Origin of the sequence: Pseudonocardia kunmingensis (genome assembly GCF_006716445.1) — a bacterium.
Lineage (GTDB): Bacteria > Actinomycetota > Actinomycetes > Mycobacteriales > Pseudonocardiaceae > Pseudonocardia > Pseudonocardia kunmingensis.
The window spans coordinates 265,036-291,062 of the sequence record NZ_VFPA01000006.1; the positions used below are offsets into that span (position 1 = coordinate 265,036).

Below are 26,027 nucleotides of genomic sequence, written 5' to 3' on the forward strand. Positions count from 1 at the left end.
GAGGAGAGGGTCGATGCTGACTCGCAGCAGGAGGAGGGGCGCCGCGATCGCGGTGACCGCCGCCGCCGCGCTGGCGCTGAGCGCCTGCGGGAGCGGCGGTGGGGGGTCCGGGCCCGTCGACCTGACCGGCAAGGACGTCGGGGCGATGGCCGAGTACGCGGCGGGCCAGCAGTTCCGGGCCACCGAGCCGCTGTCGTTCCCGATCCTCTACAGCGACCACGAGGCCTACCCGATCCAGGACGATTGGCTGCTCTGGCAGGAGCTGGAGAAGCGCACGAACGTCACGTTCGACCCGGTGGTGGTGCCGCGCAGCGACTACGAGGAGAAGCGCAGCCTCGTGATCGGCGCCGGGGACGCCCCGCTGATCATCCCGAAGACCTACCCGGGCCAGGAGTCGGCCTACGTCGCGTCCGGCGCGATCCTGCCGGTGAGCGACTACCTGCACCTCATGCCGAACCTGCAGGCCAAGATCGAGCAGTGGGACCTGGGCGCCCACCTCGACACCCTGCGCCAGGCCGACGGCAAGTTCTACCTGCTCCCCGGCGTGCACGAGGACGTGTGGCAGGACTACACGATCGCGATGCGCACCGACGTGCTCGCCGAGCTGGGCCTGGCCGCCCCGACCACGTGGGACGAGTTCCGCGACGTGCTCGCCGCGATCAAGCAGGCCTACCCCGACTCCTACCCGCTGACCGACCGGGAGGACGGCAAGATCCTGCTGAACATGGTCGGCATGACGTTCGGCACGCGCGCCGGCACCGACTGGGGCTACGAGAACGAGAGCTGGGACGCCGACGCGCAGCGGTTCGTCTTCACCGGCACGTCGCCGGAGTACAAGGCGATGGTCGAGTACCTGCACGGGCTCGTCGCCGACGGTCTGCTGGACCCGGAGACGTTCACCCAGGACAACGACCTGGCCTTGCAGAAGCTCGCCTCCGAGCAGTCGTTCGCGATCAGCACGAACGCCCAGATGATCGTCAACGACTACCGGCCCGCCCTGCAGAACGTGCCCGGCGCGACGATCGCCAAGATCAACCTGCCCGCCGGCCCGGCCGGGAACGTCATCAACTCCGAGTCGCAGCTCGAGAACGGCATGATGATCAGCGCTGATGCTCCTGAGAGCGAGAACTTCGTCGCGTTGATGCAGTTCGTCGACTGGCTCTGGTACTCCGACGCCGGCCAGGAGTTCGCCAAGTGGGGCGTCGAGGGCCAGACCTACACCAAGAGCCCGGACGGGCAGTACGCCCTCGCCGAGGGCATGGAGATCATGCTCGACCTGCAGAAGTCCACCGGGTTCTCCGGCGGCGTGTTCGCCTACGGCGGCACCACCGAGCTGCTGCAGTCGACCTTCACCCCCGAGGAGAAGGAGTTCCAGGCCGCGATGGCGCAGAAGGACGAGCTGCCGCTGCCGCCGCCGCACCCGTTCACCGAGGCCGAGCGCGAGCAGGCCACGCTGTGGGAGACCGCCCTGCAGGACTACACCGCGCAGATGACCCTGCAGTTCATCCTCGGGCAGCGCCCGCTCTCGGAGTGGGACGCCTACGCGGCCGAGGTGGAGGGCAAGGGCATGACCTCCTACCTCGACCTCGTCAACGCCGCGCACCAGCGGTACGTGAACGAGAACGCCGGCGGATGACGGTCACCGCCCGCCGGGAGTTCGGCGACGGGGTGCTCGCCCGCGGCGCCGCCGCCGTCCACCGGGTCCTGGTGATCGAGCTGGGACTGCTGGTGGCGGCGGCGCCCGGGCTGGTGCTGCTCGCCGCGCTGGTGCCGGACGTCTCCAACGCGCCGCTCGTGGCGCTGGCGCTGGTGCCGGTGGGCCCGGCGCTCTCGGCGGCGGTGTTCGCCTGGCGGGCGAGCCTGCGCGAACCGGGGCTGGAGCCGCTGCGGCACTTCGTGCGCGGCTACCGGGCCAACGCGCTGGACGTGCTGCGGTGGGAGGTGCCCGTGCTCGCGCTGCTCACGGTGCTCGTCACGAACCTCACGCACCTCGACGCGGCGGTCGCGCACCCGGTGGCGCGGGCCGCCGTGCAGGGCGTGCTGCTCCTGCTGCTCGTCGCCACCGTGCTGTGGTCGGCGCACGTGCTCGTCCTGACCTCGCTGTTCACCCTGCGCACCCGGGACGCGGCGCTGCTCGGGCTGCACCACCTGGGCCGGCGCGTCAGCCTCGGGGCGGCCTCGCTCGCGGTGCTCGCGGGCGGGGTCGTCGCGCTCACGTCCGACTGGGTGCTCGCCCTGCTCGGGTCGCTGTTCGCCCTCCTGCTGCTGCACAACGCCGGACCGATGACCGCCGAGATCGAGGAGCACCACACCGCATGACCTGCAAGATCCTGTACGGCGGCGACCACAACCCCGAGCAGTGGCCGCGCGAGGTCTGGGACGCCGACCACGCCGCCTTCGCGCTGGCGCGCATCGACACCGTCACGCTCGGCGTCTTCGACTGGGCGCTCACCCAGCCGTCCGAGGACGTCTACGACTTCGCCCTGCTCGACGAGATCGTCGAGGTCAACGCCGCGGCCGGACTGAAGATCGTCATGGCGACCGGAACCGGCGCGCTGCCGCCGTGGCTGGCGCACGCCCACCCCGAGGTCTGCCGCACCGACTTCGAGGGCCGCCGCCACGTCTACGGTCAGCGCCACAACGCCTGCCCCAGCTCGCCGGTGTTCCGGCGGCTCTCGGCCGCGCTGGCCGACCAGGTGGCCCGCCGCTACGCCGGGCATCCCGCGCTGGTGGCCTGGCACGTCGGTAACGAGTACGGCGGCGCCTGCTACTGCGAGCACTGCGCCGCGGCCTTCCGGGAGTGGCTGCGCGAGCGCTACGGCAGCCTGGACGCGCTCAACCACGCCTGGAACGCCACCTTCTGGTCGCACACGTTCAGCGACTGGGAGCAGATCGTCCCGCCGAACGCGCTCTCGGAGCACTGGCGCGGGCCGAACCACACCGCGTTCCAGGGGATCACGCTGGACTACCTCCGGTTCACCTCCGACGCGATGCTCGCGAACTTCGTCGACGAGAAGGCGGCGATCCGCCGGCACGACGCCGCGGTGCCGGTCACCACCAACTTCATGGGCATGTACCGCCCGATCGACTACCACCGCTGGGCCCCGCACCTGGACCTCGCGTCCTGGGACAACTACCCGCCGGACGAGAAGTCGCACGCGCGCATGGCGCTCACCCACGACCTGATGCGCGGGCTGCGCGGCGGCGCCCCGTTCTGGCTGATGGAGCAGACGCCGACCACGACCGCGAGCCGCGACGTCAACCCGGTGAAGCGGCCCGGGGTGATGCGGCTGTGGTCGTGGCAGGCCGTCGCGCACGGAGCCGACGCGGTGCTGTTCTTCCAGATGCGGCAGTCGCGCGGGGCGTGCGAGAAGTACCACGGCGCCGTCCTCGACCACGCCGGGCGCACCGACACCCGCAGCTTCCGCGAGGTCGCCGCGCTCGGGGCCGAGCTGGAGCACCTGGGCGACGCCGCGCTCGGCGCCCGCACGCCTGCGCGCACCGCGCTGCTGTTCGACTGGGACAGCTGGTGGGCCGTCGAGATCTCCGACGGCCCCAACCGGCACCTCAGGTACCAAGCCATCGTGACGGCCTACCACCGGGCGCTGTGGCAGGCGGGCGTGCAGCTCGACGTCGTGCCGGTCACCGCCGACCTGTCCGGCTACGACGTCGTGGTCGCGCCGCTGCTGCACATGGTCAAGGGCGACCTGGCGCAGCGGCTGGAGGCCGTCGTCGCCCGCGGTGGCTCCGTGCTCACCACGTTCCTGTCCGGGCGGGTCGACCGGTGCGACAACGCCTTCCTCGCCGACGTCCCCGGCCCGCTCAAGGAGCTGTTCGGTGTGCGGGTGGAGGAGACCGACGCGCAGCCGCCCGAAGTGGCGAACCCGGTGCAGCTCGACGGCGTCCTCGCCGAGGGGCGCCTGGTCTTCGAGCTGCTCGTGCCCGAGGGCGCCGAGGTCGTCGGCACCTACGGCGCCGACTTCTACGCCGGCACCCCCGCCGTCACCCGGCACCGGGCCGGCGGCGGGGGAGAGGCCTGGTACGTCGGCACGTCGCTCGACGACGACGGCGTGGCGTGGGTCGTGCGCCGGGTCGTCGACCGGCACGGCCTCACCGGCCCCTACGCCGACGTCGCCGACCTGGAGCTCGCCGTGCGCGAGCGCGACGGCGTGCGCACGGCGTTCCTGCTGCACCACGGCGAGAAGCCGGTGGACGTGCCCGCGCACGCGGGCGGCACCGACCTGCTCACCGGCCGCCGGATCGCCGCCGGCGAGGCGCTGCACCTGGAGCCGACCGAGGTCATCGTCCTGCGGGAGGACGCGTGACGGACGTCCACCCCGCCTGGCTGCCGGACGCCGCGTTCGCCCCGCTCGCGGCCCGCCGGGTGCGGGTGGTGGGCGAGGGGCTGCTCGCCGGGACGGTGCGCGGCGAGGTGACACGGGCCGGGGCGCGGCTCGTCACCGGCGACGCCGACGTCGTGCTGGAGCAGCGCGAGGGCGACGGGCCGGAGGCGTACGAGATCGCGCGCCGCGACGGCGTCACCACGGTCGTCGCCGGCGGCGGGCCGGGGCTGCTGTACGGGCTGTTCCACCTCGTGCGGCTCGGTGAGGAGGCCTTCGCCGGCGACCGGGCACCCGAGCGGCACGCCCCCGCGCACGCGCTGCGGATGCTCGACCACTGGGACAACGTCGATGTCCACCCGGTGATGGGCCAGGTGGAACGCGGCTACGCGGGCGGGTCGATCTTCTACGCCGACGGCCGGGTGCGCGAGGACCTGTCCCGCGTCGCGGCCTACGCGCGGCTGCTCGCGGCGATCGGGATCAACCGGGTCGCGGTCAACAACGTGAACGTGCACCGCCGCGAGGCGCGCCTGCTCACCGACGACCTGCCCGACGTCGCCCGCATCGCCGACGTCCTGCGCCCGTGGGGGATCCGGCTGCACCTGTCGGTGAGCTTCGCCTCGCCGGTCCTCCTCGGTGGGCACACGAGCGCCGATCCCCTCGACCCGGACGTGCAGGCCTGGTGGGCGGCGGCGACCGAGCGCGTCCACGCCGCGATCCCCGACTTCGGCGGCTACGTCGTGAAGGCCGACTCCGAAGGGCAGCCCGGCCCGTTCGCCTACGGCCGCGACCACGCCGACGGCGCGAACCTGCTCGCCCGCGCGCTCGCCCCGCACGGCGGCGTCGTGCACTGGCGGGCGTTCGTCTACGACCACCGCCAGGACTGGCGCGACCGCACGACCGACCGCGCCCGGGCCGCGTACGACCACTTCGCCCCGCTCGACGGCCGGTTCGCCGACAACGTCGTGGTGCAGGTCAAGCACGGGCCGATGGACTTCCAGGTGCGCGAGCCGGTCTCCCCGGTGCTCGCCGCGATGCCGCGCACCCGCCTGGCCGTCGAGCTGCAGGTCACGCAGGAGTACACGGGCCAGCAGCGCCACGTCTGCTACCTGGCCCCGGCCTGGCGCGAGGCGCTGGGGTTCCGGCCGTGGGGCGAGGACGGGGCGACCGTGTCGGAGACGCTGCGCGGCGGCGTCGCCGCGGTGTCCAACGTCGGCGACGACCCGTTCTGGACCGGCCACCCGCTCGCCCAGGCGAACCTCTACGCCTACGGTCGACTGGCCTGGGACCCGGACGCCGACCCGCTCGACGAGTGGGTCTCGCTGACGTTCCCCGGCGCCGCGCCGGCGGCCCGCGCGCTGCTGCACGACACGCTGGACCGGTCCCGGCGGACGTACGAGGACTACACGGCGCCGCTGGGCGTCGGGTGGATGGTGCGCCCCGGCCACCACTACGGCCCCGACGTCGACGGCTACGAGTACACCCCGTGGGGCACCTACCACTTCGCCGACCGGGACGGCATCGGCGTCGACCGCACGGTCGCCACGGGCACCGGCTACGCAGGCCAGTACCCGCGGCCCTGGTCGGACGTCTACGAGTCCCGCGACACCTGCCCGGACGAGCTGCTGCTGTTCTTCCACCACGTGCCCTACTCCCACGTGCTGGCGAGCGGGAGCACGGTGATCCAGCACGTCTACGACACGCACTTCGCCGGGGTCGCCGAGGTCGAGCGCATCGTCGCGGCGTGGGACCGCGCCGACGGGCTGCTGCCCGCCGACGTGGTCGCCCGCGTGCGGGGACGGCTGGTGGAGCAGCTGCGATCGGCGCGGGAGTGGCGCGACCAGGTCAACACCTACTTCCTGCGCAAGTCCGGCGTACCGGACGCCCGGCGGCGGACCATCCACTGACGTCCCCTTTGGGGTGAACTCGCGCGGACGGTGTTTGCGGCCCGGGCGGCGCATCGGCGCTGGTCAGCCGGTCGTTGTGCGGTAAAGCTGCTACAGCCGGCGGATCTTGCGAGGCGTACCTGTCGAACGAGGTCCTCGTTCCCCGGGGCAGTTCCCCGATGAAGAGGACCCCGGATGGCCCAGCAACGCCAGGCGCAGCACCGCTTCGCATCCCCAGCCCGGCCCGGCACCAGCCGCCGGCGCTTCCTCGGCTACCTCGTCGCCGCGCCGACGCTGGTGGTCGCCGCCGAGCTCACCCGCCAGTCGGTGTTCGCCGAGCCCGCGTCCGCGGCCGCGATCCCGTCCGCGCCGCAGACGCCGGAGGTCTACGACCTGCTCGACGCGCTGCGCGACGCCGCGCGGCCCACGGCCAACCTGATCCGCATCGAGGTCGAGCGCGACGGCACCGTGTCGTTCGCCCTGCCCCGCTCCGACAACGGCCAGGGCATCATCACCTCGACCCAGATGATCATCGCGGAGGAGATGGACCTCGACGTCGACCAGGTGCGCGTCACCCTGGCCGACGCCCGCCCCGAGCTGGTGTTCAACCAGCTCACCGGCGGGTCGAGCACGACCTTCACCACCTACACCCCGATCCGGGTGGCGGCCGCGCTGGCGAAGGGCCGCCTGCTCGCGGCCGCGGCCCAGCTGCTCGGCCAGGACGTCCGCACGCTGACCAGCCGCGGTGGGCTGATCAGCGGTGCGGGCGGTTCGGCACTGCCGTTCGCCGAGCTGACGGAGAAGGCGGCCAGCGACGTCCACGAGAGCGTCGAGATCGCGCTCAAGCCGCGTGAGGACTTCCGGGTCATCGGGAAGCCGCAGACCAAGACCGACGCGCGGGCGATGGTCACGGGCCGCAAGAAGTTCGCCACCGACCTGGCGATCCCGGACGCGCTGCCGACCGTGATCTGCCGCGCCCCCGACCTCAACGGCACCCCGGACCGCGTCCGCAACCTCGACGAGGTCCGGGACATGCCCGGGGTCACCGACGTCGAGGTCGTCTCCACCGGCGTGGCGGTGCGCGCGCGGACGTTCGGGCAGGCGATCGACGGCGTCAACGCGCTGCGCGTCGACTGGGAGCCCGGCACCGTCGCAGGCGAGGACGACGACTCGATCCTCGCCGGGGTCAGGGCCGCCGAACTGCCGCTGGCCGTGCCCGCCGGCGTCGGCGAGACGGTCGAGGGGGAGTTCACCTTCTACTTCGCCTCCAGCAGCTCCCTGGAGACCAACTCCGCGATCGCCGACGTGCGCAGCGACCGGGCGGAGATCTGGGGCGCGATGAAGAACCCGATCGCGGCGCAGGCGGAGATCGCGAAGCTGCTCGGGCTGGCGCAGAACCGGGTGACCGTGCACGTCACCGAGGGCGGCGGGTCGTTCGGTCGCAAGCTGTTCTTCGACGCCGCGCTGGAGGCCGCCGAGGTCTCGCAGGCGATGGGCAAGCCGGTGAAGCTGATGTGGACCCGGGCCGACGACTCCCGCCAGGGCCGGGTGCACCCGCTGTCGACCGCACGCGTGCGCGCGCTGGTGAGCGGCAGTTCGGTGCTGAGCTACGAGCAGCGCCACACCAGCGTCGCGACCCAGGTCAACCCGGGCCTGGGGGAGGCGGTGACCGCGGCGGCGGTGAAGGCGCCGCTCGGCAACCTCGCGCTCTCGGAGTCGGTGTTCGAGCTGACCCAGGTGACGCCCTACGACTTCGGGGTGTCGACGCGCCTGCTCAACGAGGTCGACATGCGCTTCAACACCACGAGCATGCGCAACATCTACTCGCCGAACGTGGCGACCGCGCGCGAGCTCATGGTCGACCGGATCGCCGCGACGATGGACCGCGACCCCTACGAGTTCCGCCGCGAGTTCCTCAAGAACGACCGGCTGCGCGCCGTGCTCGACGCGGTGGCCGAGGAGGGCGACTGGGGCCGCTCGATGCCGGACGGCACGGCTCAGGGCCTCGGTGTCCACACCGAGTACAAGGGCGTCTGCGCGGCGATGGTGGAGATCGACTGCCGGCCGCGGGTGGTGGACCGGAAGATCCGGCAGGCCGTGACGGGGCCGCGCGTCACGAAGGCGGTGCTCGCCGTCGACGTTGGCCTCGTGATCAACCCGCGTGGCCTGGAGGCCCAGATGATGGGCGGGATCAACGACGCGATCGCGCTGATCCTCACCTCGAGCCTGCACCTGGTCGACGGCCACTTCGTCGAGGCGAGTTGGGACAACTACTTCTACACGCGGCAGTGGAACACCCCGCCCGAGATGAAGATCATCATCGTGGACTCGACGGCCGACGAGCCGGGTGGGGCCGGTGAGTTCGGCGTGGCGGCGCCGTGCGGAGCGATCGCGTGCGCCTACGCGCGCGCCACCGGCGAGGTGCCGAGCTACTTCCCGGTCAACCACAAGGACCCGTTCCCGTTCGAGCCGTACCCGACGGTGCCCCCGATCCCCGAGTCGCCGACCAACGGCCTGAAGCTCACCTTCTGAAGGAGCGCGCATGCCCACCCACACCTTCACGCTCAACGGCGAGCGCGTCTCGGTGGACACCGAGGACGACGTGCGCCTGCTCTGGGTCATCCGCGACCTCCTCGGCGTCACCGGCCCCAAGTACGGGTGCGGGATCAACGTCTGCAAGGCCTGCACGAGCCACATCAACGGGAAGGCCTTCAACCCGTGCTCGGTGCGTGTCGGGGACATCGCCGCCGACGACGAGATCACCACGATCGAGGGCCTCGCCGACACCGTCGACGGCGACGACCTGCACCCCATGCAGCAGGCCTGGATCTCCTACGACGTCGCGCAGTGCGGCTTCTGCCAGCCCGGCCAGATCATGGCGGCGGTGGCGAAGGTCCGCCAGTGCGTGGCCGAGGGCCGCGCTGTCGACGACGACGCGATCGAGGAGATCCGCAACATCTGCCGCTGCGGCACCTACAACCGGATCCGCGAGGCCATCACGGCCGGCGCGGAGGAGATGTGAGGAGTGCTCCGATGGGCAAGCGCATGATCACCGGCCTGCTGCTGTCCGGCGCGGCCCTGCCGCTGGCGGCGGGCACCGCGGCCGCGAGCGACCTGGAGCAGGCCGTGAGCGCGGGTGCGGCGACCGCCGCCGACGCGCGGGCCTCGCTCCTCGACGCCGCCGACGGCCCGGAGCCGGAGGGGACGGACGGCGCGGGCACCGAGTTCCCGCAGTTCGACCCGCGCTTCGTCGAGGGCCCGGCGGGCGGCCTGCTGGACGACCCGACGGGCTGAGGTGCGGATGCACTGACGAACGGCACGTTCGTCGGCTAGGTACCGACGAGAGTGCCGTTCGTCGGCGGTGGCCGGGCGCCCACCCTGGCGGGTGAGACCTCCGCGCCGGACTGCTTGGCAGCCGACACTCTGCGAGCATCGTCGGTCGTGACAGGGGCGACCGACGTGCAGAACGTCTTCGTGCTGGGCCTGGACGAGCACAACGCCCAGCTCCTGCGGTCGCTGCCCGGTGCGGACCGCTACCGGTTCCACGCGCTGCTCGACATCGACGACCTGCTGCACCGCGAGACGATCCCGGTGCCCGAGCTGCTGGAGCAGGCGCAGCGGCAGCTGGCGGAGTTCGACGGGCGGGTGGACGCCGTCATCGGGTTCTGGGACTTCCCGATCAGCACGATGGTGCCGATCCTCGCCCGGCGCCTCGGCCTGCCCTGGCCCAGCCTCGAGTCCGTGCTGAAGTGCGAGCACAAGTACTGGAGCCGGCTCGAGCAGCGGGCGGTGATCGAGGAGGTGCCGCGGTTCGGCCTCCTCGACCTCGACGACCCCGCCCCCGACCTCCCCGAGGGGTTGGCGTACCCGGTGTGGATCAAGCCGGTCAAGTCGGCGTCGTCGAAGCTCGCGTTCCGGGTGGAGAACCACAAGCAGCTGCACGACGCGGCGGCCGAGATCCGCGAGGGCGTCGGGCGCATCGGTGACCCCTTCGAGTTCGTGCTCGGCCAGGTGGACCTGCCGCCCGAGATCGCGGAGGCGGGCGGCAGCGCCTGCCTCGTCGAGGAGGCGGCCAGCGGCGTCCAGGTGACGGTGGAGGGCTACAGCTACCGGGGCGACGTGCGGGTCTACGGCATCGTCGACTCGGTGCACTGCCCGGACAGCCCGAGCTTCCTGCGCTACCAGTACCCGTCGACGGTGTCGGCCGCCGTCGCGGACCGCCTCGCCGACATCTCCCGGCGCGTCATCACCCGGATCGGCCTGGACGGCACGACGTTCGACATCGAGTACTTCTGGGACGCCGAGCGGGACGCGGTCACGCTGCTGGAGGTCAACCCGCGCCACTCCCAGTCCCACGCCGAGCTGTTCGAGCAGGTCGACGGCTTCGCCCACCACGACGTCATGCTGCAGCTCGCGCTGGGCCGCGAGCCCCGGCCACCGCACCGCGAGGGGCGCTCGGCCGTGGCGGCGAAGTGGTTCGTGCGCCGCGCGGAGGACGGCGTGGCCGTCCGGGTGCCCACGGCCGAGGAGATCGAGCGCGTGGAGCGCGAGGTCCCGGGCTGCACGGTGACCGTCTCGCTGCAGCCGGGCGACCGGCTCTCCGAGCAGCACGACCAGGACAGCTACACCTACGCCATCGCGAACGTGTTCGTCGGCGCGGACAGCGAGGACGAGCTGCGCGAGAAGTACGAGCGGGTCGTCGCGGGCCTGCCGTTCGAGTTCGAGGAGGCCTGACACGCCGACCATGGAGACCGTCATGGAGATCGTCGACGAGTTCCCGCACGCCGTCCGCGAGGACGCGTGCCTCGAGATCCCGATGTCGGACGGCACGCGCCTGGCCGCGCGGGTGTGGCGCCCGGAGGACTCCGACGCCCACCCGGTGCCGGCCGTGCTGGAGTTCATCCCGTACCGCCAGCGCGACCTGACCGCCGTCCGCGACTCGATCCACCACCCGTACTTCGCGGGGCACGGGTTCGCCGGGGTGCGGGTCGACCTGCGCGGCAGCGGCGACTCCGAGGGCGTGCTCACCGACGAGTACCTCGAGCAGGAGCTGCGTGACGCCGAGGAGGTGCTCGCCTGGATCGCCGCGCAGCCGTGGTGCGACGGGCGCACCGGGATGATGGGCATCTCCTGGGGCGGGTTCAACGCGCTGCAGGTGGCGGCTCGGCGCCCGCCGAGCCTGCGCGCGATCGTCACGGCGTCGTCCACCGACGACCGCTACGCCGACGACGTGCACTACATGGGCGGCTGCCTGCTCACCGACAACCTGTCCTGGGCGTCGACGATGTTCGCCTACACCTCCTGCCCGCCGGACCCGGACGTCGTCGGGGAGCGCTGGCGGAACATGTGGCACGAGCGGCTGCGCGGCAGCGGCCTGTGGCTGCACGAGTGGCTGCGCCACCAGCACCGCGACGCCTACTGGCGCCACGGCTCGGTGTGCGAGGACTTCTCCGCGATCCGCTGCCCGGTGCTCGCCGTCAGCGGCTGGGCCGACGGGTACTCGAACTCGGTGTTCCGCCTGCTCGCCGCGCTCGACGTGCCGCGCAAGGGGCTGGTGGGCCCCTGGTCGCACAAGTACCCGCACCTCGGGCAGCCCGGTCCTGCGGTCGGTTTCCTCCAGGAGCTCGTGCGCTGGTGGGGCCGGTGGCTGCGGGACGAGGACAACGGCGTGATGGACGAGCCGATGCTGCGCATCTGGATGCAGGAGAGCGTGCCCCCGTCCACGGCCTACGCGAAGCGGCCCGGGCGCTGGGTCGGCGAGCCGAGCTGGCCGTCCCCGCAGGTGCACGCGGTGGCGCACCCGCTCGGGGACCACCGGATCCTGGCGCCGGGCCGCGAGCGCCCGGCGGACCTGCCGGAGCGCCTCGCGGTGCAGTCCCCGCTGTCGGTGGGCCAGTTCGCCGGCAAGTGGTGCTCCTACAACGCGCCGCCCGATCTGCCCTACGACCAGCGGGAGGAGGACGGCGGCTCGCTGGTGTTCGACGGCGAGGTGCTCGCCGAGCGCATGGAGATCCTCGGCTCCCCGGTCGTCGACCTGGAGTTCGCCGTCGACCGGCCGGTCGCGATGGTGGCGGCGCGGCTGTCCGACGTCGACCCCGACGGTCGCGCCACCCGGATCAGCTACGGGCTGCTCAACCTCACCCACCGCGACGGCCACGACCGGCCCGCGGCACTGGTGCCCGGCGAGCGCTACCGGGTGCGGGTCGTGCTCAACGCGATGGCCCAGGCCGTCCCGCCCGGCCACCGGCTGCGCCTCTCGCTCTCCACCTCCTACTGGCCGCTGGCCTGGCCGCCGCCGGAACCGGTGCGCCTGACCGTGTTCCCCGCCGGGAGCGCCCTCGAGCTGCCGCTGCGCCCCGACCCCGGCGACGCCGAGCTCCCGGTACCCCCGCTGGGCGAGCCCGCGGGCGCCCGGCCGCGGACCACCACGCAGGTGCAGCCGGGGCGGCACCGCTGGGCGGTCACCCGCGACCTCGTCGGGTACGAGTCGGCCCTCGAGGTCGTGAAGGACCTCGGTGTGGTCCGCTTCGACGACATCGACCTCGAGGTCACCCGCCGCGCCGACGAGCGTTACGGCTGGGTGGGCGACGACGTCGACTCGGCGTGCGGCGAGACGACGTGGTCCATGGGGTTCGCCCGTGGCGACTGGAAGGTCGAGACGGTCACGCGCACGGTGCTGAGCTCCACGGCGACCGAGTTCCGCCTCTACGCCCAGCTCGACGCCTACGAGGGCACCGAGCGGGTGCACGCGCAGAGCTGGCGGCTGACGGTCCCGCGCGACCACGTCTGACGGTCCGCGCAGGCGGCGAGTACGCGCGGAGCGGGCGGGGTACGCGCCGGGCATGGCGGCGCGGACGGTGACCCGGAAGCTGGTCGACGACCACCTGGTCGCCGGTGAGCCGGTCGCGGGCGAGGAGATCGCGCTGCGCATCGACCAGACCCTCACCCAGGACGCCACGGGCACCCTCGTCATGCAGGAGCTCGAGGCCCTCGGCCTGGAGCGGGCGCGCACCGACGTCAGCGTCCAGTACGTCGACCACAACCTGCTGCAGGCCGACGAGCGCAACGCCGAGGACCACGAGTTCCTGCGCTCGGCGGCCCGTCGCTACGGCCTGTGGTACTCCAAGCCGGGCAACGGGGTCTCGCACCCCACCCACATGCAGCGGTTCGGGGTGCCTGGCGCCACCCTCGCGGGCTCCGACTCGCACACGTGCGCGGCCGGGTCGCTCGGCATGCTCGCCATCGGCGTCGGCGGTCTCGACGTGGCGCAGGCGATCGCGGGCGAACCCCTCCACGTGCGGATGCCGCAGGTCTGGGGCGTGCGCCTGGTGGGCGAGCTCCCGGAGTGGGTGTCGGCGAAGGACGTGGTGCTGGAGATGCTGCGCCGCCACGGCGTCGACGGCGGCGTCGACCGCGTGATCGAGTACCACGGCCCGGGGCTGCACCGGCTGACCGCGATGGACCGCCACGTCATCGCCAACATGGGCGCGGAGCTGGGCGCCACGACCACCGTGTTCCCCGCCGACGACGCCGTGCGGGAGTTCCTGCGCGTGGAGGACCGGGAGGAGGACTTCCGCGAGATCACGGCCGACGCGGACGCGACCTACGACGTCACCGACGAGATCGACCTGTCCGCGCTGGAGCCGCTGATCGCCCGCCCGTCCTCACCGGGGAACGTCGTGCCGGTGCGCGAGTGCGCGGGCGAGCCGGTGCACCAGGTCGTCGTCGGCTCGTCGGCGAACCCCGGCCTGCGCGACTTCGCGGTCGTCGCCGCGATGGTCGACGGGCGCCAGACGAGCGACGCGGTCAGCTTCGACATCAACCCCACGTCCCGCCAGATCCTGCAGGACCTCACGCGGATGGGCGCGACGTTCCAGCTCATCGCGGCGGGCGCCCGGATGCACCAGTCGGGGTGCCTGGGCTGCATCGGCATGGGGCAGGCGCCCGCCGTCGGGCACAACTCGCTGCGCACCTTCCCGCGCAACTTCCCCGGGCGCTCGGGCACGGCCGACGACGCGGTGTGGCTCTGCTCGCCGGAGACGGCGGCCGCCTCCGCGCTCACCGGTGTGATCACCGATCCCCGCGAGTACGCCCGGGACAACGACCTGGCTTACCCCGCGCTGGAGCTGCCGCGGAAGGCGTCGGTGAACACCGCGATGCTCCTGCCCCCGCTCCCGGCGCGGGAGGCCGCGACGGCGGAGCTGGTGAAGGGTCCCAACATCTCGTCGCTGCCCGAGCTGGAGCCGCTGCCGGACGCGCTCGACCTGCCGGTCCTGCTCGTGGTGGGCGACGACGTCTCGACCGACGAGATCTCCCCGGCCGGGGCCCGCGCGCTGCCCTACCGCTCCAACATCCCGAAGCTCGCGGACTTCACCTTCACCCGCATCGACGAGGACTACCCGGCCCGGGCGCGGGAGACGGGCGCGCACGCCGTGGTCGCCGGGCGCAACTACGGGCAGGGCTCCTCCCGCGAGCACGCCGCGATCACCCCGCGCCACCTGGGCCTGTCCGCCGTGATCGCCCTGTCCTTCGCGCGCATCCACTGGCAGAACCTGGTGAACTTCGGGGTGCTGCCGCTGACCTTCACCGACCCGGGCGACCTCGGGGCGATCCGCCCGGGCGACGTCCTGCGCCTGCGGGACCTGCACGCGACGCTGCCCGCGTCGCGGGAGCTCACCGCCACCTGCGGCGAGCACCGCCTCACCCTCACCCACCGGCTGTCCCCGCGGCAGGTCGAGACGGTGCTGGCCGGCGGGCGGATCCCGCAGCTCGCGCGGCAGCAGTAGGCCGGGTGGGGCGGGCCCGCTCCGGGTACGCCGGGGGCATGGCAGTCGAGGCGACCGAGCGTCCGGACACCGCCCGCCGAACCGACCTGGAACTGCTCGACCGGTGGTGGCGCGCGGCCAACTACCTGTCGGTGGGGCAGATCTACCTGATGGACAACCCGCTGCTGCGCGAGCCGCTGGCGCCCGAGCACATCAAGCCCCGCCTCCTCGGGCACTGGGGCACGACGCCGGGGCTGACGTTCGTGTGGGCGCACCTCAACCGCGTGATCGCGCGCGATCGGCAACCCGCCCTCTACGTCACCGGTCCCGGGCACGGCGGTCCCGGCGTCGTCGCGACGGCGTGGCTGGAGGGCACCTACTCCGAGCGCTACGCGCACGTGCCCGCCGACGCCGAGGGCATGCGGGAGCTGTTCCGCCAGTTCTCCTTCCCCGGCGGCGTGCCCAGCCACGCCGCCCCGGAGACCCCCGGTTCGATCCACGAGGGCGGCGAGCTGGGCTACTCCCTCGCCCACGCCTACGGGGCCGCGCTGGACAACCCGGAGCTGCTGGTCGCCTGCGTGATCGGGGACGGGGAGGCCGAGACCGGCGCGCTCGCCGGCTCGTGGCAGTCGAACAAGTTCCTGCACCCGGTGCACGACGGCACGGTGCTGCCGATCCTGCACCTCAACGGCTACAAGATCGCCAACTCGACGGTGTCGGCCCGGATCCCGCAGGACGAGCTGCTCGACCAGCTGCGCGGCCACGGCCACCGCCCCTACGTGCTGGACGGCGGTTTCGACGGCGAGGACCCCATGGCGGTCCACGCCCGGATGGCCGACGTGCTCGACGAGATCACGGCCGAGATCCGCCGGATCCGGGACCGGGCCGCCGCGCAGGAGGCGGCGGGGGAGGACGTGCAGCGTCCCTGCTGGCCGGTGCTGGTGCTGCGCACCCCGAAGGGCTGGACCGGGCCGCGGGAGGTCGACGGCACCCCGGTCGAGGGCACGTTCCGCGCCCACCAGGTGCCGCTGGCGGAGGTGCGCACGAACGAGGGCCACCGGGCCCAGCTGGAGGAGTGGCTGCGCTCCTACCGGCCCGAGGAGCTGTTCGACGACGACGGGCGGCTGCGCCCCGAGCTGGCCGCCCTCGCCCCGCGCGGTGACGACCGCATGAGCGCCACCCCGCACGCCAACGGCGGGCTGCTGCTGCGCGACCTGCGCCTGCCGGACTTCCGGGCGCACGCCGTGGACGTCCCGGGGCCCGGCGCCGGACCGGAGAGCGCCACCGGCACCCTCGGGAACTGGCTCGCCGACGTGGTGGCGGCCAACCGGGAGAACTTCCGGATCGTGGGCCCGGACGAGACCGTCTCCAACAAGCTGCAGGGCGTGTTCACCGCGACCGACCGGCAGTTCCTCGGCGAGCGCCGTCCCGGCGACGAGCACACCGCCGCCCGCGGGCAGGTCCTCGAGGTGCTCAACGAGCAGCTGTGCCAGGGCCTCCTCGAGGGCTACCTGCTCACCGGGCGGCACGGCCTCTTCAACTGCTACGAGGCCTTCATCCACATCGTCGACTCGATGTTCAACCAGCACGCCAAGTGGTTGGAGACGAGCCGGGGGATCCCCTGGCGGCGCCCGGTCGCGTCGCTGAACTACCTGCTCACCAGCCACGTGTGGCGCCAGGACCACAACGGCTTCTCCCACCAGGACCCCGGCTTCGTCGACCACGTCCTGAACAAGAAGCCCGAGATCGTGCGCGCCTACCTGCCACCGGACGCGAACACGCTGCTCTCGACGGTCGACCACTGCCTGCGCAGCCGCGACCTGGTCAACGTCGTCGTGGCGGGCAAGAACCCCGGCCCGCAGTGGCTGTCCACCGACGAGGCGGTGGCCCACTGCGCGCGCGGCATCGGCATCTGGGACTGGGCGTCGAACGACCAGGGCGGCGAGCCGGACGTCGTGCTCGGCTGCGCGGGCGACGTGCCGACGCTGGAGGCGGTGGCCGCGGTCGACCTGCTGCGCCGCCACCTCCCGGAGCTGCGGGTCCGGCTGGTGAACGTCGTGGACCTGATGCGCCTGCAGGACGAGCGCGAGCACCCGCACGGCCTGCCCGACCGCGACTTCGACGGCCTGTTCACCACCGACAAGCCGGTGATCTTCGCCTACCACGGCTACCCGTGGCTGATCCACCGGTTGACCTACCGGCGGCGCAACCACGTCAACATCCACGTGCGCGGCTACAAGGAGGAGGGCACCACCACCACGCCGTTCGACATGGTGATGCTGAACGACCTGGACCGCTACCACCTGGTGATGGACGTGATCGACCGCGTGCCGGGCCTGGCCGTGCGCCACGCCGGGCTGCGCCAGGAGATGGTCGACCAGCGGCTGCGCTGCCGGCGTTACACGCGCGAGCACGGCGAGGACGCGCCCGAGGTGGCCGACTGGGTGTGGCCGGGGTGAGAACGCTGGTCGTCAACGCGGGCTCGTCGTCGGTGAAGATCGCCCTGCTCGACGGGGACGAGGTCGTGACGCGCGAGTCCGTCGACCCCGGGGACGCCGAGGACGCGCTGGGCAAGGCGCTGGGGCAGGGGATCGACGCGGTCGGGCACCGGGTGGTCCACGGCGGCACCCGGTTCACCGGGCCGGTCGTCGTGGACGACGACGTCGTCGCCGGGATCGAGGCGCTGCGCGACATGGCGCCGCTGCACCAGGGGCCGGCGCTGGACGCCCTGCGCCACGCCAGGGCCGCCCTGCCCGACGTGCCGCAGGTCGCCTGCTTCGACACGGCGTTCCACACGACGATCCCCGCCGCGGCGCACACCTACGCCGTGCCGCGGCGCTGGCGCGACGAGCTGGGCGTGCGCCGCTACGGCTTCCACGGCCTCGCGCACGAGTGGGCGGCGCGGCGGGCCGCGGAGCTCGTCGGCCGGCCGCCGGAGCAGCTGCGGACCGTCACCGCGCACCTCGGTTCCGGTGCGTCCCTGTGCGCGGTGGACCGGGGCCGCTCGGTGGACACGACGATGGGCTTCACCGCGACCGCGGGTCTGGTGATGGGCACCCGCAGCGGCGACCTCGACCCGTCGGTCCCGCCGTACGTGGTCCGGGACGGCCTGGACGCGAGCGACGTGGCGACGGCGCTGGACCGGGAGTCGGGCCTGCAGGCGCTCGCCGGCGCGTCCGACCTGCGGGACGTGCTGGCCGGCGTCGACGCGGGCGAGGCCGATGCCGTCCTCGCGCTCGACGTGTGGGTGCACCGGGCGCGCGGGCTCGTCGCGGCGATGGCCGCGGCGCTCGGCGGCGTCGACGTGCTGGCGTTCAGCGGCGGGGTGGGGGAGCACCAGCCCCGGCTGCGCGCCGCGATCGTCGACGGCCTCGGGTTCCTCGGTCTCGCGCTCGACGCCGGCCGCAACGCCGCGTCGGGCGGGGACGGGGAGGTCGACGCGGTGATCGGCGCGGACGGGTGCCCCGGCGCGGTCGTCGTGCTCGAGGCGCGGGAGGACCTGGTGATCGCCGAGCAGGTGCGCGGGCTGCTCGGGTGATCGGCCCCGCCCGGTCAGGGGCTGCCGGGCACGAGCGGCACGAACGCGACCTCGACCAGCTCCTCCGCCCGCCTGTCGCGGTAGCGCATCAGCACCCCGCGCCCGCCGTGGCCCACCGGGCAGACCAACGCCGCCCCCGGGGCGAGCTGCTCCAGCAGGGCGGGCGGCGGCTCGGCCTCGGCCATGGCGGTGACGACGATGCCGTCGAACGGCGCGCGGTCCGCGGCGCCGAGGAACCCGTCACCCGTGCGGACCTCGACGTTGTCGCACCCGGCGTCCGCGAGCGCCGCCCGGGCGCGGTCGGCGAGCTCGCCGTGGCGCTCGACCGTCACCACGGAGCCGTGGCTGCGGGCGAGCACCGCCGCGCCGTACCCGGAGCCGGTGCCGATCTCCAGCACGTGGGCGTCCGGGCCGGCCTGCAGCGCCGCCGCGCTGAACGCGACGATCAGCGGCGCGGAGATGGTCTGGCCGAGGCCGATCGCGAGCGGCGCGTCCTCGTAGGCGAGGGCCGCGGCGTCGGCCGGGACGAACCGCTCCCGCGGGACCTCCCCGATCGCGGCGAGAACCCGCTCGTCGGCGATCCCGTGACCCCGCATCCGCTCGACCAGGGCGGCGCGTTCGGCGGCCCGGTCCTCGCGCGGGCTCACGTGCGCGGATCGATGGGCCCGGGAGGGGGCGCGGGCACCGGCGGGGCCGGGTCGGGCCCCGGCGTCGGCATCGGGTCCGGGCCCGGGACCGGCGGCGCGGGCTCCGGCCCGGGCGGCGGGGTCGGGGGCACCGGGGGCGGCTCGGTGGCGACGGGGTTCGTGGCGTCCATGCCCCGGCCTACCCCCGCGCCCGGCCCGTTACGCGTCGCCGACGACGCCGGTGCCGGCCTCGGAACCGACGGTGCGCACGCCGCGGAAACCCTGCGCGTGCAGGGCGGCCGCGACCGGCGCGGTGATCCGGTCGGCCGTGGTCGGCCCGCCCGCCCCGTAGAGGACGTGCAGACGGCCGCCCGGGCGCAGGGTCCGGCGCAGGACCTGCAGCTCCGCCGCCGGGTCGCGGACCCAGAACAGGTTGACGTCGACCGCGAACGCCGCGTCGAACGAGCGCTCGCCGTCGACCTCGTCCAGGGTGCAGCGGCGCACCTCCAGCCGGCCCGCCGCCACGTGGTCGGCGTTGCGGCGGGTGGTGCGCTCGACGGCGACGGCCGAGCGGTCCACGGCGAGCATCCGGCCGGTCGACAGGCGGGCGCACACCAGCGCGGCGGCCACGCCCGGGCCGCACCCGACCTCGAGGATCCGGTCCCCGGGCCGCGGGTCGAGCAGGTCGACGGCCCACCGGATCCGCTCGGGTACGGCCGCGATGCCCATGGCTGGGTTCCTACCCGAGGCTCCCGCTGTCCGCGAGCGCAACCGGTCGGCCCTCAGCGGGTGAGCGGGGCGGGCGGGTCGCCGAAGTCGGGGATGGTCAGGCGCGCGCCGTCCTGCAACGCGGAGTCGTGCGCGATGATCCCGGGCAGGGTGAACCGGGCGGCGACCCACGGGTTGACCGTGGCCGGCGTGCCGGTCGTCACCGCGTGCACGAAGTCGTCGACGAGGAGCTGGTGGCTGCCCTCGTGCCCGTTGTGGGCGCCGTGGAAGGACGCGGGCAGCCGGGCGACGTCGTGCACCGGCGCGTGCCCGGAGGTGAACGCCGGGCGCAGCTCCGGGGCCACGTGCGCGAGCGACGGGTCGTCCACCGAGCGTGCGGAGCTGGTCTCCAGCTCGTCGGAGACGTCGGTGACCTTCTCCTTGTCCTGCCAGACGCTCACCTGGGCCAGCTGCTCGAAGCTGCCCTCGGTGCCGAAGAAGCGGAACCGGGACTCGCGGATGTGCGACGGGTAGCCGACGCGGCGCATCTCGTTGGTGCGCATCACGCCGCCGTCGGCCAGCTCGAACAGGGCGGTGGCGTTGGAGAAGTCGTTGCCGAACTGGCTGACCTCGCGGTCGAACACGCCGTCGCCGCGCTGGTCGCGCACGCCGATGCAGCTCACGCTCACCGCGTGCGTGGGCAGGGCGCCCAGGACGCCGCCGATGGCGTGGGTGGGGTAGAGCATGGGCGGGTAGCTGGCGGTCGCCTTCCAGTTCTCGCCGCCGCTGTACTGGTAGGCGGCGTAGAAGCCCAGGTCCATGTCGTGGACGTAGTCGCCCTCCGCGTAGAAGACGCGGCCGAACGCGCCGTCGGCGAGCCGCTTGCGGGCGTAGACGGTGGCCGGGTGGTAGTAGCTCGTCTCGCCCATCATGTAGGTCAGCCCGGTGGCGCGGACCGCGTCGATGATGGCCGCGATCTCGTCCACGGTGATCGCCATCGGCACCGCGGAGTAGACGTGCTTGCCCGCTTCCAGCGCCCGCACGACCAGGGGGCCGTGCGTCCAGCGCTGGGTGAAGATCGCGACGGCGTCGACGTCGGAGGCGAGCATGTCCTCGAAGCTCGCGTACGTGCCGGCCAGCCCTTGGGCGTCCACGAGCTCGTGGGCCCGCTCGGGGATCACGTCGGTGACGTGGACGTCACCGACCCCGGGGTGCAGGTGGAACAGCTCGGTGAACTGGCCGGCGAACTGTCCGGCCCCGACGAACCCGATCGAGAACATGGTGATCAGTCTGCCCGTGCCGGGACGCGGCACGGGCAGACCCCGCGTCAGCTCTCGATGTTCGCCATCACGTGCTTGACGCGCGTGTAGTCCTCCAGGCCGTAGAGCGAGAGGTCCTTGCCGTACCCGGAGTGCTTGAAGCCCCCGTGCGGCATCTCGGCGACCAGCGGGATGTGGGTGTTGATCCAGACGCAGCCGAAGTCGAGGCGCTTGGACATCCGCATGGCCCGGCCGAAGTCCTTCGTCCAGACGCTGGACGCCAGCCCCAGCTCGACGCCGTTGGCCCAGCGCACGGCCTCGTCCTCGTCGGTGAATCGCTGCACGCTGATCACCGGCCCGAACACCTCGTGCTGCACCATCTCGTCGTCCTGGCGCAGCCCGGCCACCACGGTGGGCTCGACGAAGAAGCCCCGGTCGCCCTGCCGGTGCCCGCCCGCGGTGACCTCGGCGTGCGAGGGCGCGCGGTCGAGGAACCCGGTGACGCGGGCGAGCTGGTCGGCGTTGTTCAGCGGCGGGACGAGGGCGTCCTCGTCGCCCGCGCCGTTCGCGTAGGTCGTGGTCGTGGCGGCGGCCTGCGCGGTGAGCGCGGCGACGAAGTCGTCGTGGATGCGCGGCCCGGCGAGCACCCGGGACGCGGCGGTGCAGTCCTGCCCGGCGTTGAAGTAGCCGGCCTCGGCGATCGCCGCGGCGGCGGCCTCGACGTCGGCGTCGTCGAAGACCACCACCGGTGCCTTGCCGCCCAGCTCCAGGTGCACCCGCTTGACGTCGCGCGCCGCGGCGCCGGCGACGTCGATCCCCGCGCGCACCGACCCGGTGATCGCCACGAGCTGCGGGGTCGGGTGCTCCACCAGCGCGCGGCCGGTGTCGCGGTCCCCGCAGACGACGTTGAGCACACCCGGCGGCAGGAACTCGGCCGCCAGCTCGGCGAGCCGCAGCGTGGTGACCGGCGTGGTGTCGCTGGGCTTGAGCACCACGGTGTTGCCGGCGGCGAGCGCCGGGGCGATCTTCCAGACGGCCATCATCAGCGGGTAGTTCCACGGCGTGACCTGTCCGACGACGCCGATGGGCTCCCGGCGCACGAACGAGGTGTGCCCCGCCATGTACTCGGCCGCGGCCTTGCCCTCCAGCGTGCGCGCCGCGCCCGCGAAGAAGCGGAGCTGGTCGACCATCATCGGGATCTCCTCCGACGCGGTCAGCGCCAGCGGCTTCCCGGTGTTGCGGCTCTCCAGCGCCACGAGCTCCTCGGCGTGCTCCTCCACGGCGTCGGCGAGCCTGAGCAGCGCGAGCTGGCGCTCGCCCGGCGTCGCATCGCGCCAGCCCTCGAACGCCTCGGCGGCGCTGTGGTAGGCGCGGTCGACGTCCTCGGGCCCCGAGACCGGCGCCGAGGCGAACACCTCGCCCGCCGCCGGGTCGACCAGGTCGGCGCGGGCGCCGTCGACGGTGTCGACGTGCTCGCCGCCCACGAAGTTGCGCAGCTCCTGCTTGTCGCTCACTCCTGCTCCCCTTCCACCTCGGCCAGCAGCTGCGAACCGGTGACCGTCCGGTGCGCGAAGTGCCGGTGCATCCACTCGAGGTGGTCCTGGCGGCTGCGCATGATCCGCAGGGTGTCCCAGTTCGGGAACACCTGCTGGAGGACGTGCTCCTGCATCAGCCGCGGGTCCACCTCGTAGACGTGCTCGAACGTCGTCTGCGCCACCTCGCTCACCCGCACCGGCTCCGGCGGGGTGTACTGCTCGGCGACCCGGTACGGCGCGGTCGGGCCCGCTCCGGGCGGCTGCTCGGCAGTCACGGGGCGCCTCCCTCGTAGGCCCGGTCCAGCAGGTACTTGCCGGGATTCATGATGTTGTTGGGGTCCAGGGCGCGCTTGACGTCGAGCATCACGCCGAAGCCGCGCCCCAGCTCGTCGGGGAGCAGGTCGACCTCGCCCTGCCGGCAGGAACCGTGGCAGGCGCTCATCGACCCGCCGTGCGCGATCGCGACGGCGGCGATGTCGCGCTTGGCCTGCACCCACGCCGCCCATGCGGTGTCGTCGAGCCGCTGCTCCCAGATCCCGATGTCGATCTCGGTGAGGTAGTCGACGCCGGTGTTGCCCGATGTGTAGGCGAACATGCCCCAGTCGTCGAAGACGTCGCTGCGCCTGCGCAGGTCGGCGACGATGTCGTGCCAGGCCTTCGTCACGGCCGGGAGCGCGGAGTAGTTGACCGCCGCGTCCTCGCAGTGCCACGACATCGGGATGACCTGGCCGGCCTTGGTGCGGCCGTGCAGGGGAGTGGCGTACCGGTCGTGCCGGGCCGCCCAGTCGCCCTCGGAGATCTCGTCGCCCAGGTAGCGGGCGCCGTGCTCCTTCGCGATGCGGAACAGCCGCCTCCCGCCCGCGCGCACCTCGTCCTCGTAGCCGTACATCACCGCGCACACCAGCGCCCGCACGTCCGCGGGCTGCGGGATGTAGGCCTCGTCGTCGCGGCGCAGGTAGGCGACCTTGTGCTCGTCGAACAGCACGGCCCCGGCGAACGTCGCGACGCCGGCGCGCGCGAGCGCCCCGACGCAGGCGTAGGCGTCGTCGTAGTTGTCGAAGGACCAGAACGGCGAGAGCTCCGCCTCCGGCTTCGGGAAGAGCTTGAGCGTGGCCGTCGTGGCGATGCCGAGCGTGCCCTGGTGGCCCATGAACAGGTGCTTGAGCTGGTACCCGCTCGAGGACTTGCTGATCTTCTGCCCGATGCCGTCCCCGACGTGCAGCACCTCGCCGGTGGGCAGCACGTGGTCGAAGCTCAGCACGAGGTCACGCGTGTGGCCGTAGCGCGAGCCGATCAGCGACCAGCCGCTCGTGCCGATCCGCCCGCCGACCAGCGAGCACGGGTAGGACGCCGGGTCGTCGGGGTAGAACAGCCCGTGGGCGGCCAGCCGCTCGTTGAGCTTGAGCATGTTGATGCCGGTGCCGACGGTGACCGTGCGGTTCACCAGGTCCAGCTCGTGGATCTGGTTCATCTTCTTGACATCGACCACGATGCCGCGGCGCATCGGCACCGCGCCGTCGGTGAGGCCGGTGCCGCCGTCGCGGGGCACCACCGGCACCCGCAGCTCGTTGGCGATCTTCACGACGTCCGCCACCTGCTCGGTGGAGCTGGGCAGCACCACCACGTCGGGCACCCGCTCGGACCAGCGGTGCACCGGGAACGGCGCGGGCACCCGGGCGCGGTTCCAGCGGTCGGTCTTCGCGGTGAGGACCTGGTCCGCGGGCAGGATCCGGCGCAGCGCCGCGACGAGGGTGTCGAGCCGGTCGCCGGTCAGCGGTTCGGTGATGATCTCGGTCGTCATCTCGGCGCCCATGTCTCAGTGACCTCCACATCCGCAGCCGCCACCGCAACCGCCGCCGTTGCTCCCGCAGCCCCCGCCGCCGCAGCCCCCGGAACCGCTGCCGCGGGTGCGCCGGGCGCGGCCGGGCACTCCGGTGCACTCCTGGGCCAGCCGCCGGTCGCCGACGTCGCCGCGGGAGCCGCCGACGGTGATGCCGAGCGACTGCGCGAACAGCTCGTGCAGGTCGACCACGTCGATGTCCTGCGCGTCGCCCGCTTCCGACAGCGGCCGCTCCGACCACGGGCACGCGCTCACCAGCGTGTCGACGTCCAGCTCGGCCGCGCGCTCCAGGCGGGCCGCGCTGATCTTCGCGGTGAGCTCGGGCTTCTCCACCGGCAGGCCGCCCCCGCCGCCGGAGCAGTACGACCACTGGGTGACGCGGTCGACGTCCTGGAACGTGAGGCCCGGGATCGCGCGCAGCAGCTCGCGCGGCTCGGCCCAGATGCCCTTGCGCTTGTTGAGCCGGCACGGGTCGTGGTAGGTGATCGCGCGGTCGACCGGGACCGAGGGGGTGAGCCTGCCCTCCCGCAGCAGCTGGGCCAGCACCTCGATGACCAGCACGACCTCGATGTCGAACTCGTCGCCGAAGTAGCGCGGGTAGTCCTCGGTGAAGCTGATGTAGTCGTGCGGGTCGAGCACGAGGACCCGCTTGGTGCCGGAGGCGCGCCAGTCGTCGAGGTTGTGCCGGGCGAAGCGCTCGGCCTGCTCGGCGTAGCCCATCTCGGCCGCCGGGCCGCCGCAGCACCACTGCTCGCGCATCAGCCCGAACTCGTAGCCGGCCAGCTGCAGCATCTGCGCGACCGCACGGGGCACGGACGTGCGGTAGAACGCGGCCTCGCAGTCGACGAAGAGCACGGTCTCGCCGCCGATCGGGATGTCCAGGCCCTCCGCCCAGTCCCGCACGCTCTCCTGGCCGACCGGCGTGTCCCCGAGCACCGGCTCGTGGGTGCGCAGGTCGGTGCGCTCGTTCCAGGACCTCCAGCCGGGCTGGTGCACGCCGCTGTCCACGGCGAGCGTGCGGACCGCCTTGACGACGTCGACCGTGCGCGTGCGGAACCGGTAGAAGTCGCCGGTGAACAGCGTGTTCGGGCAGCGCAGCTCGCAGGCGCCGCACTGGGTGCAGTTGACGTAGTCGGCCGCGACGTCGGCGATGTCGAGCTCGCCGCGCTCCATCGCCACGACGTTCGCGTGGAAGGCGGTGGGCGTCCACGACTCGTTGCGCTCGACCTGCGTCACCGGGCAGACCTCGCGGCAGAACTTGTGCCCCGAGGAGAAGCAGTTGTACGAGGTGTTGCGCCACTCCTGCACGAACGCGGCGGTCTTCTCGTCCGCGAGCGGGGGAGGGAGCGGCCCGGCGAGCGTCTCGGGGAGCTCGGCGAGCTCCGGGGGGTTCGACGGCGCCCCGGGGGTGAACGGGGCGGACAGCGCGTCGGGCGCCCGTTCGGGCTGGGTCTGGGTCACGGCGTGCTCCTCCTCACAACTGAACGGGAGTGCGGCCACGCTAGCGACCAAAACCTCTGACTTCAATGG

At 73.1% G+C, this 26,027-nt stretch carries 20 protein-coding genes; 12 read left to right on the forward strand and 8 right to left on the reverse strand.

Annotated features, from left to right (window positions below):
* Positions 1-13: 13 nt before the first annotated feature.
* From FB558_RS37825 to FB558_RS37880, 12 genes are all read left to right on the forward strand, one after another.
* Positions 14-1,636, forward strand: a complete 1,623-nt coding sequence (locus FB558_RS37825; RefSeq protein ID WP_142062713.1) for an ABC transporter substrate-binding protein — start codon at positions 14-16, stop codon at positions 1,634-1,636.
* Complete coding sequence (locus FB558_RS37830; RefSeq protein WP_142062716.1) at positions 1,633-2,319, forward strand: hypothetical protein; 687 nt, start codon at positions 1,633-1,635, stop codon at positions 2,317-2,319. Before FB558_RS37825 ends, FB558_RS37830 begins: the two co-directional genes overlap by 4 nt.
* On the forward strand, positions 2,316-4,325 hold the full coding sequence (locus FB558_RS37835; RefSeq protein ID WP_142062719.1) for a beta-galactosidase: 2,010 nt from the start codon (positions 2,316-2,318) through the stop codon (positions 4,323-4,325). The genes FB558_RS37830 and FB558_RS37835 overlap by 4 nt, the downstream gene beginning before the upstream one ends.
* Positions 4,322-6,247: an alpha-glucuronidase gene (locus tag FB558_RS37840; RefSeq protein ID WP_142062722.1), complete on the forward strand. Its 1,926-nt coding sequence runs from the start codon at positions 4,322-4,324 to the stop codon at positions 6,245-6,247. Before FB558_RS37835 ends, FB558_RS37840 begins: the two co-directional genes overlap by 4 nt.
* Positions 6,248-6,421: 174 nt before the next feature.
* Positions 6,422-8,758, forward strand: coding sequence for a molybdopterin cofactor-binding domain-containing protein (locus tag FB558_RS37845; protein ID WP_142062725.1), 2,337 nt, complete (start codon positions 6,422-6,424; stop codon positions 8,756-8,758).
* A gap of 10 nt (positions 8,759-8,768) precedes the next feature.
* The gene (locus FB558_RS37850; protein WP_142062728.1) at positions 8,769-9,248 is read left to right on the forward strand and encodes a (2Fe-2S)-binding protein; all 480 of its coding nucleotides are present in this window, start codon (positions 8,769-8,771) and stop codon (positions 9,246-9,248) included.
* Positions 9,249-9,259: 11 nt separating this feature from the next.
* On the forward strand, positions 9,260-9,520 hold the full coding sequence (locus tag FB558_RS37855) for a hypothetical protein (protein ID WP_142062731.1): 261 nt from the start codon (positions 9,260-9,262) through the stop codon (positions 9,518-9,520).
* 147 nt (positions 9,521-9,667) lie between these two features.
* Complete coding sequence (locus FB558_RS37860; protein ID WP_246107055.1) at positions 9,668-10,960, forward strand: ATP-grasp domain-containing protein; 1,293 nt, start codon at positions 9,668-9,670, stop codon at positions 10,958-10,960.
* Between the two features lie 22 nt (positions 10,961-10,982).
* Positions 10,983-13,016 (forward strand): CocE/NonD family hydrolase, encoded by a 2,034-nt coding sequence (locus FB558_RS37865; RefSeq protein WP_142062734.1) that lies wholly within the window; start codon positions 10,983-10,985, stop codon positions 13,014-13,016.
* A 52-nt stretch (positions 13,017-13,068) separates the two neighbouring features.
* Positions 13,069-15,012: an aconitate hydratase gene (locus FB558_RS37870; RefSeq protein WP_142062736.1), complete on the forward strand. Its 1,944-nt coding sequence runs from the start codon at positions 13,069-13,071 to the stop codon at positions 15,010-15,012.
* Between the two features lie 38 nt (positions 15,013-15,050).
* Positions 15,051-17,450: a phosphoketolase family protein gene (locus FB558_RS37875; protein ID WP_142062738.1), complete on the forward strand. Its 2,400-nt coding sequence runs from the start codon at positions 15,051-15,053 to the stop codon at positions 17,448-17,450.
* Positions 17,438-18,529 carry an acetate/propionate family kinase gene (locus tag FB558_RS37880; protein ID WP_342787694.1) on the forward strand — a complete coding sequence of 364 codons (1,092 nt, stop codon included), beginning with the start codon at positions 17,438-17,440 and terminating at the stop codon, positions 18,527-18,529. The genes FB558_RS37875 and FB558_RS37880 overlap by 13 nt, the downstream gene beginning before the upstream one ends.
* Positions 18,530-18,543: 14 nt before the next feature.
* On the opposite strand, the gene FB558_RS37885 is transcribed toward FB558_RS37880, so the two are convergent.
* From FB558_RS37885 to FB558_RS37915, 8 genes are read right to left on the reverse strand one after another with little or no spacing between them, the layout of a single operon-like run.
* Entirely contained in the window at positions 18,544-19,176 is a 633-nt protein-coding gene (locus FB558_RS37885) for a protein-L-isoaspartate(D-aspartate) O-methyltransferase (protein ID WP_211367125.1), read from the reverse strand.
* Entirely contained in the window at positions 19,173-19,346 is a 174-nt protein-coding gene (locus FB558_RS43625) for a hypothetical protein (RefSeq protein WP_170231744.1), read from the reverse strand. The genes FB558_RS37885 and FB558_RS43625 overlap by 4 nt, the downstream gene beginning before the upstream one ends.
* Positions 19,347-19,374: 28 nt before the next feature.
* Positions 19,375-19,884: an SAM-dependent methyltransferase gene (locus tag FB558_RS37890; RefSeq protein ID WP_142062741.1), complete on the reverse strand. Its 510-nt coding sequence runs from the start codon at positions 19,882-19,884 to the stop codon at positions 19,375-19,377.
* Between the two features lie 53 nt (positions 19,885-19,937).
* Positions 19,938-21,143, reverse strand: a complete 1,206-nt coding sequence (locus FB558_RS37895; protein ID WP_142062744.1) for a Gfo/Idh/MocA family protein — start codon at positions 21,141-21,143, stop codon at positions 19,938-19,940.
* Positions 21,144-21,190: 47 nt separating this feature from the next.
* Positions 21,191-22,636: a gamma-aminobutyraldehyde dehydrogenase gene (locus FB558_RS37900; protein ID WP_142062747.1), complete on the reverse strand. Its 1,446-nt coding sequence runs from the start codon at positions 22,634-22,636 to the stop codon at positions 21,191-21,193.
* Entirely contained in the window at positions 22,633-22,932 is a 300-nt protein-coding gene (locus FB558_RS37905; RefSeq protein ID WP_142062749.1) for a hypothetical protein, read from the reverse strand. Before FB558_RS37905 ends, FB558_RS37900 begins: the two co-directional genes overlap by 4 nt.
* On the reverse strand, positions 22,929-24,470 hold the full coding sequence (locus FB558_RS37910) for an FAD-binding oxidoreductase (RefSeq protein WP_211367126.1): 1,542 nt from the start codon (positions 24,468-24,470) through the stop codon (positions 22,929-22,931). The genes FB558_RS37905 and FB558_RS37910 overlap by 4 nt, the downstream gene beginning before the upstream one ends.
* Positions 24,471-24,473: 3 nt before the next feature.
* Complete coding sequence (locus tag FB558_RS37915; protein ID WP_211367127.1) at positions 24,474-25,958, reverse strand: (Fe-S)-binding protein; 1,485 nt, start codon at positions 25,956-25,958, stop codon at positions 24,474-24,476.
* Between the last annotated feature and the right edge of the window lie 69 nt (positions 25,959-26,027).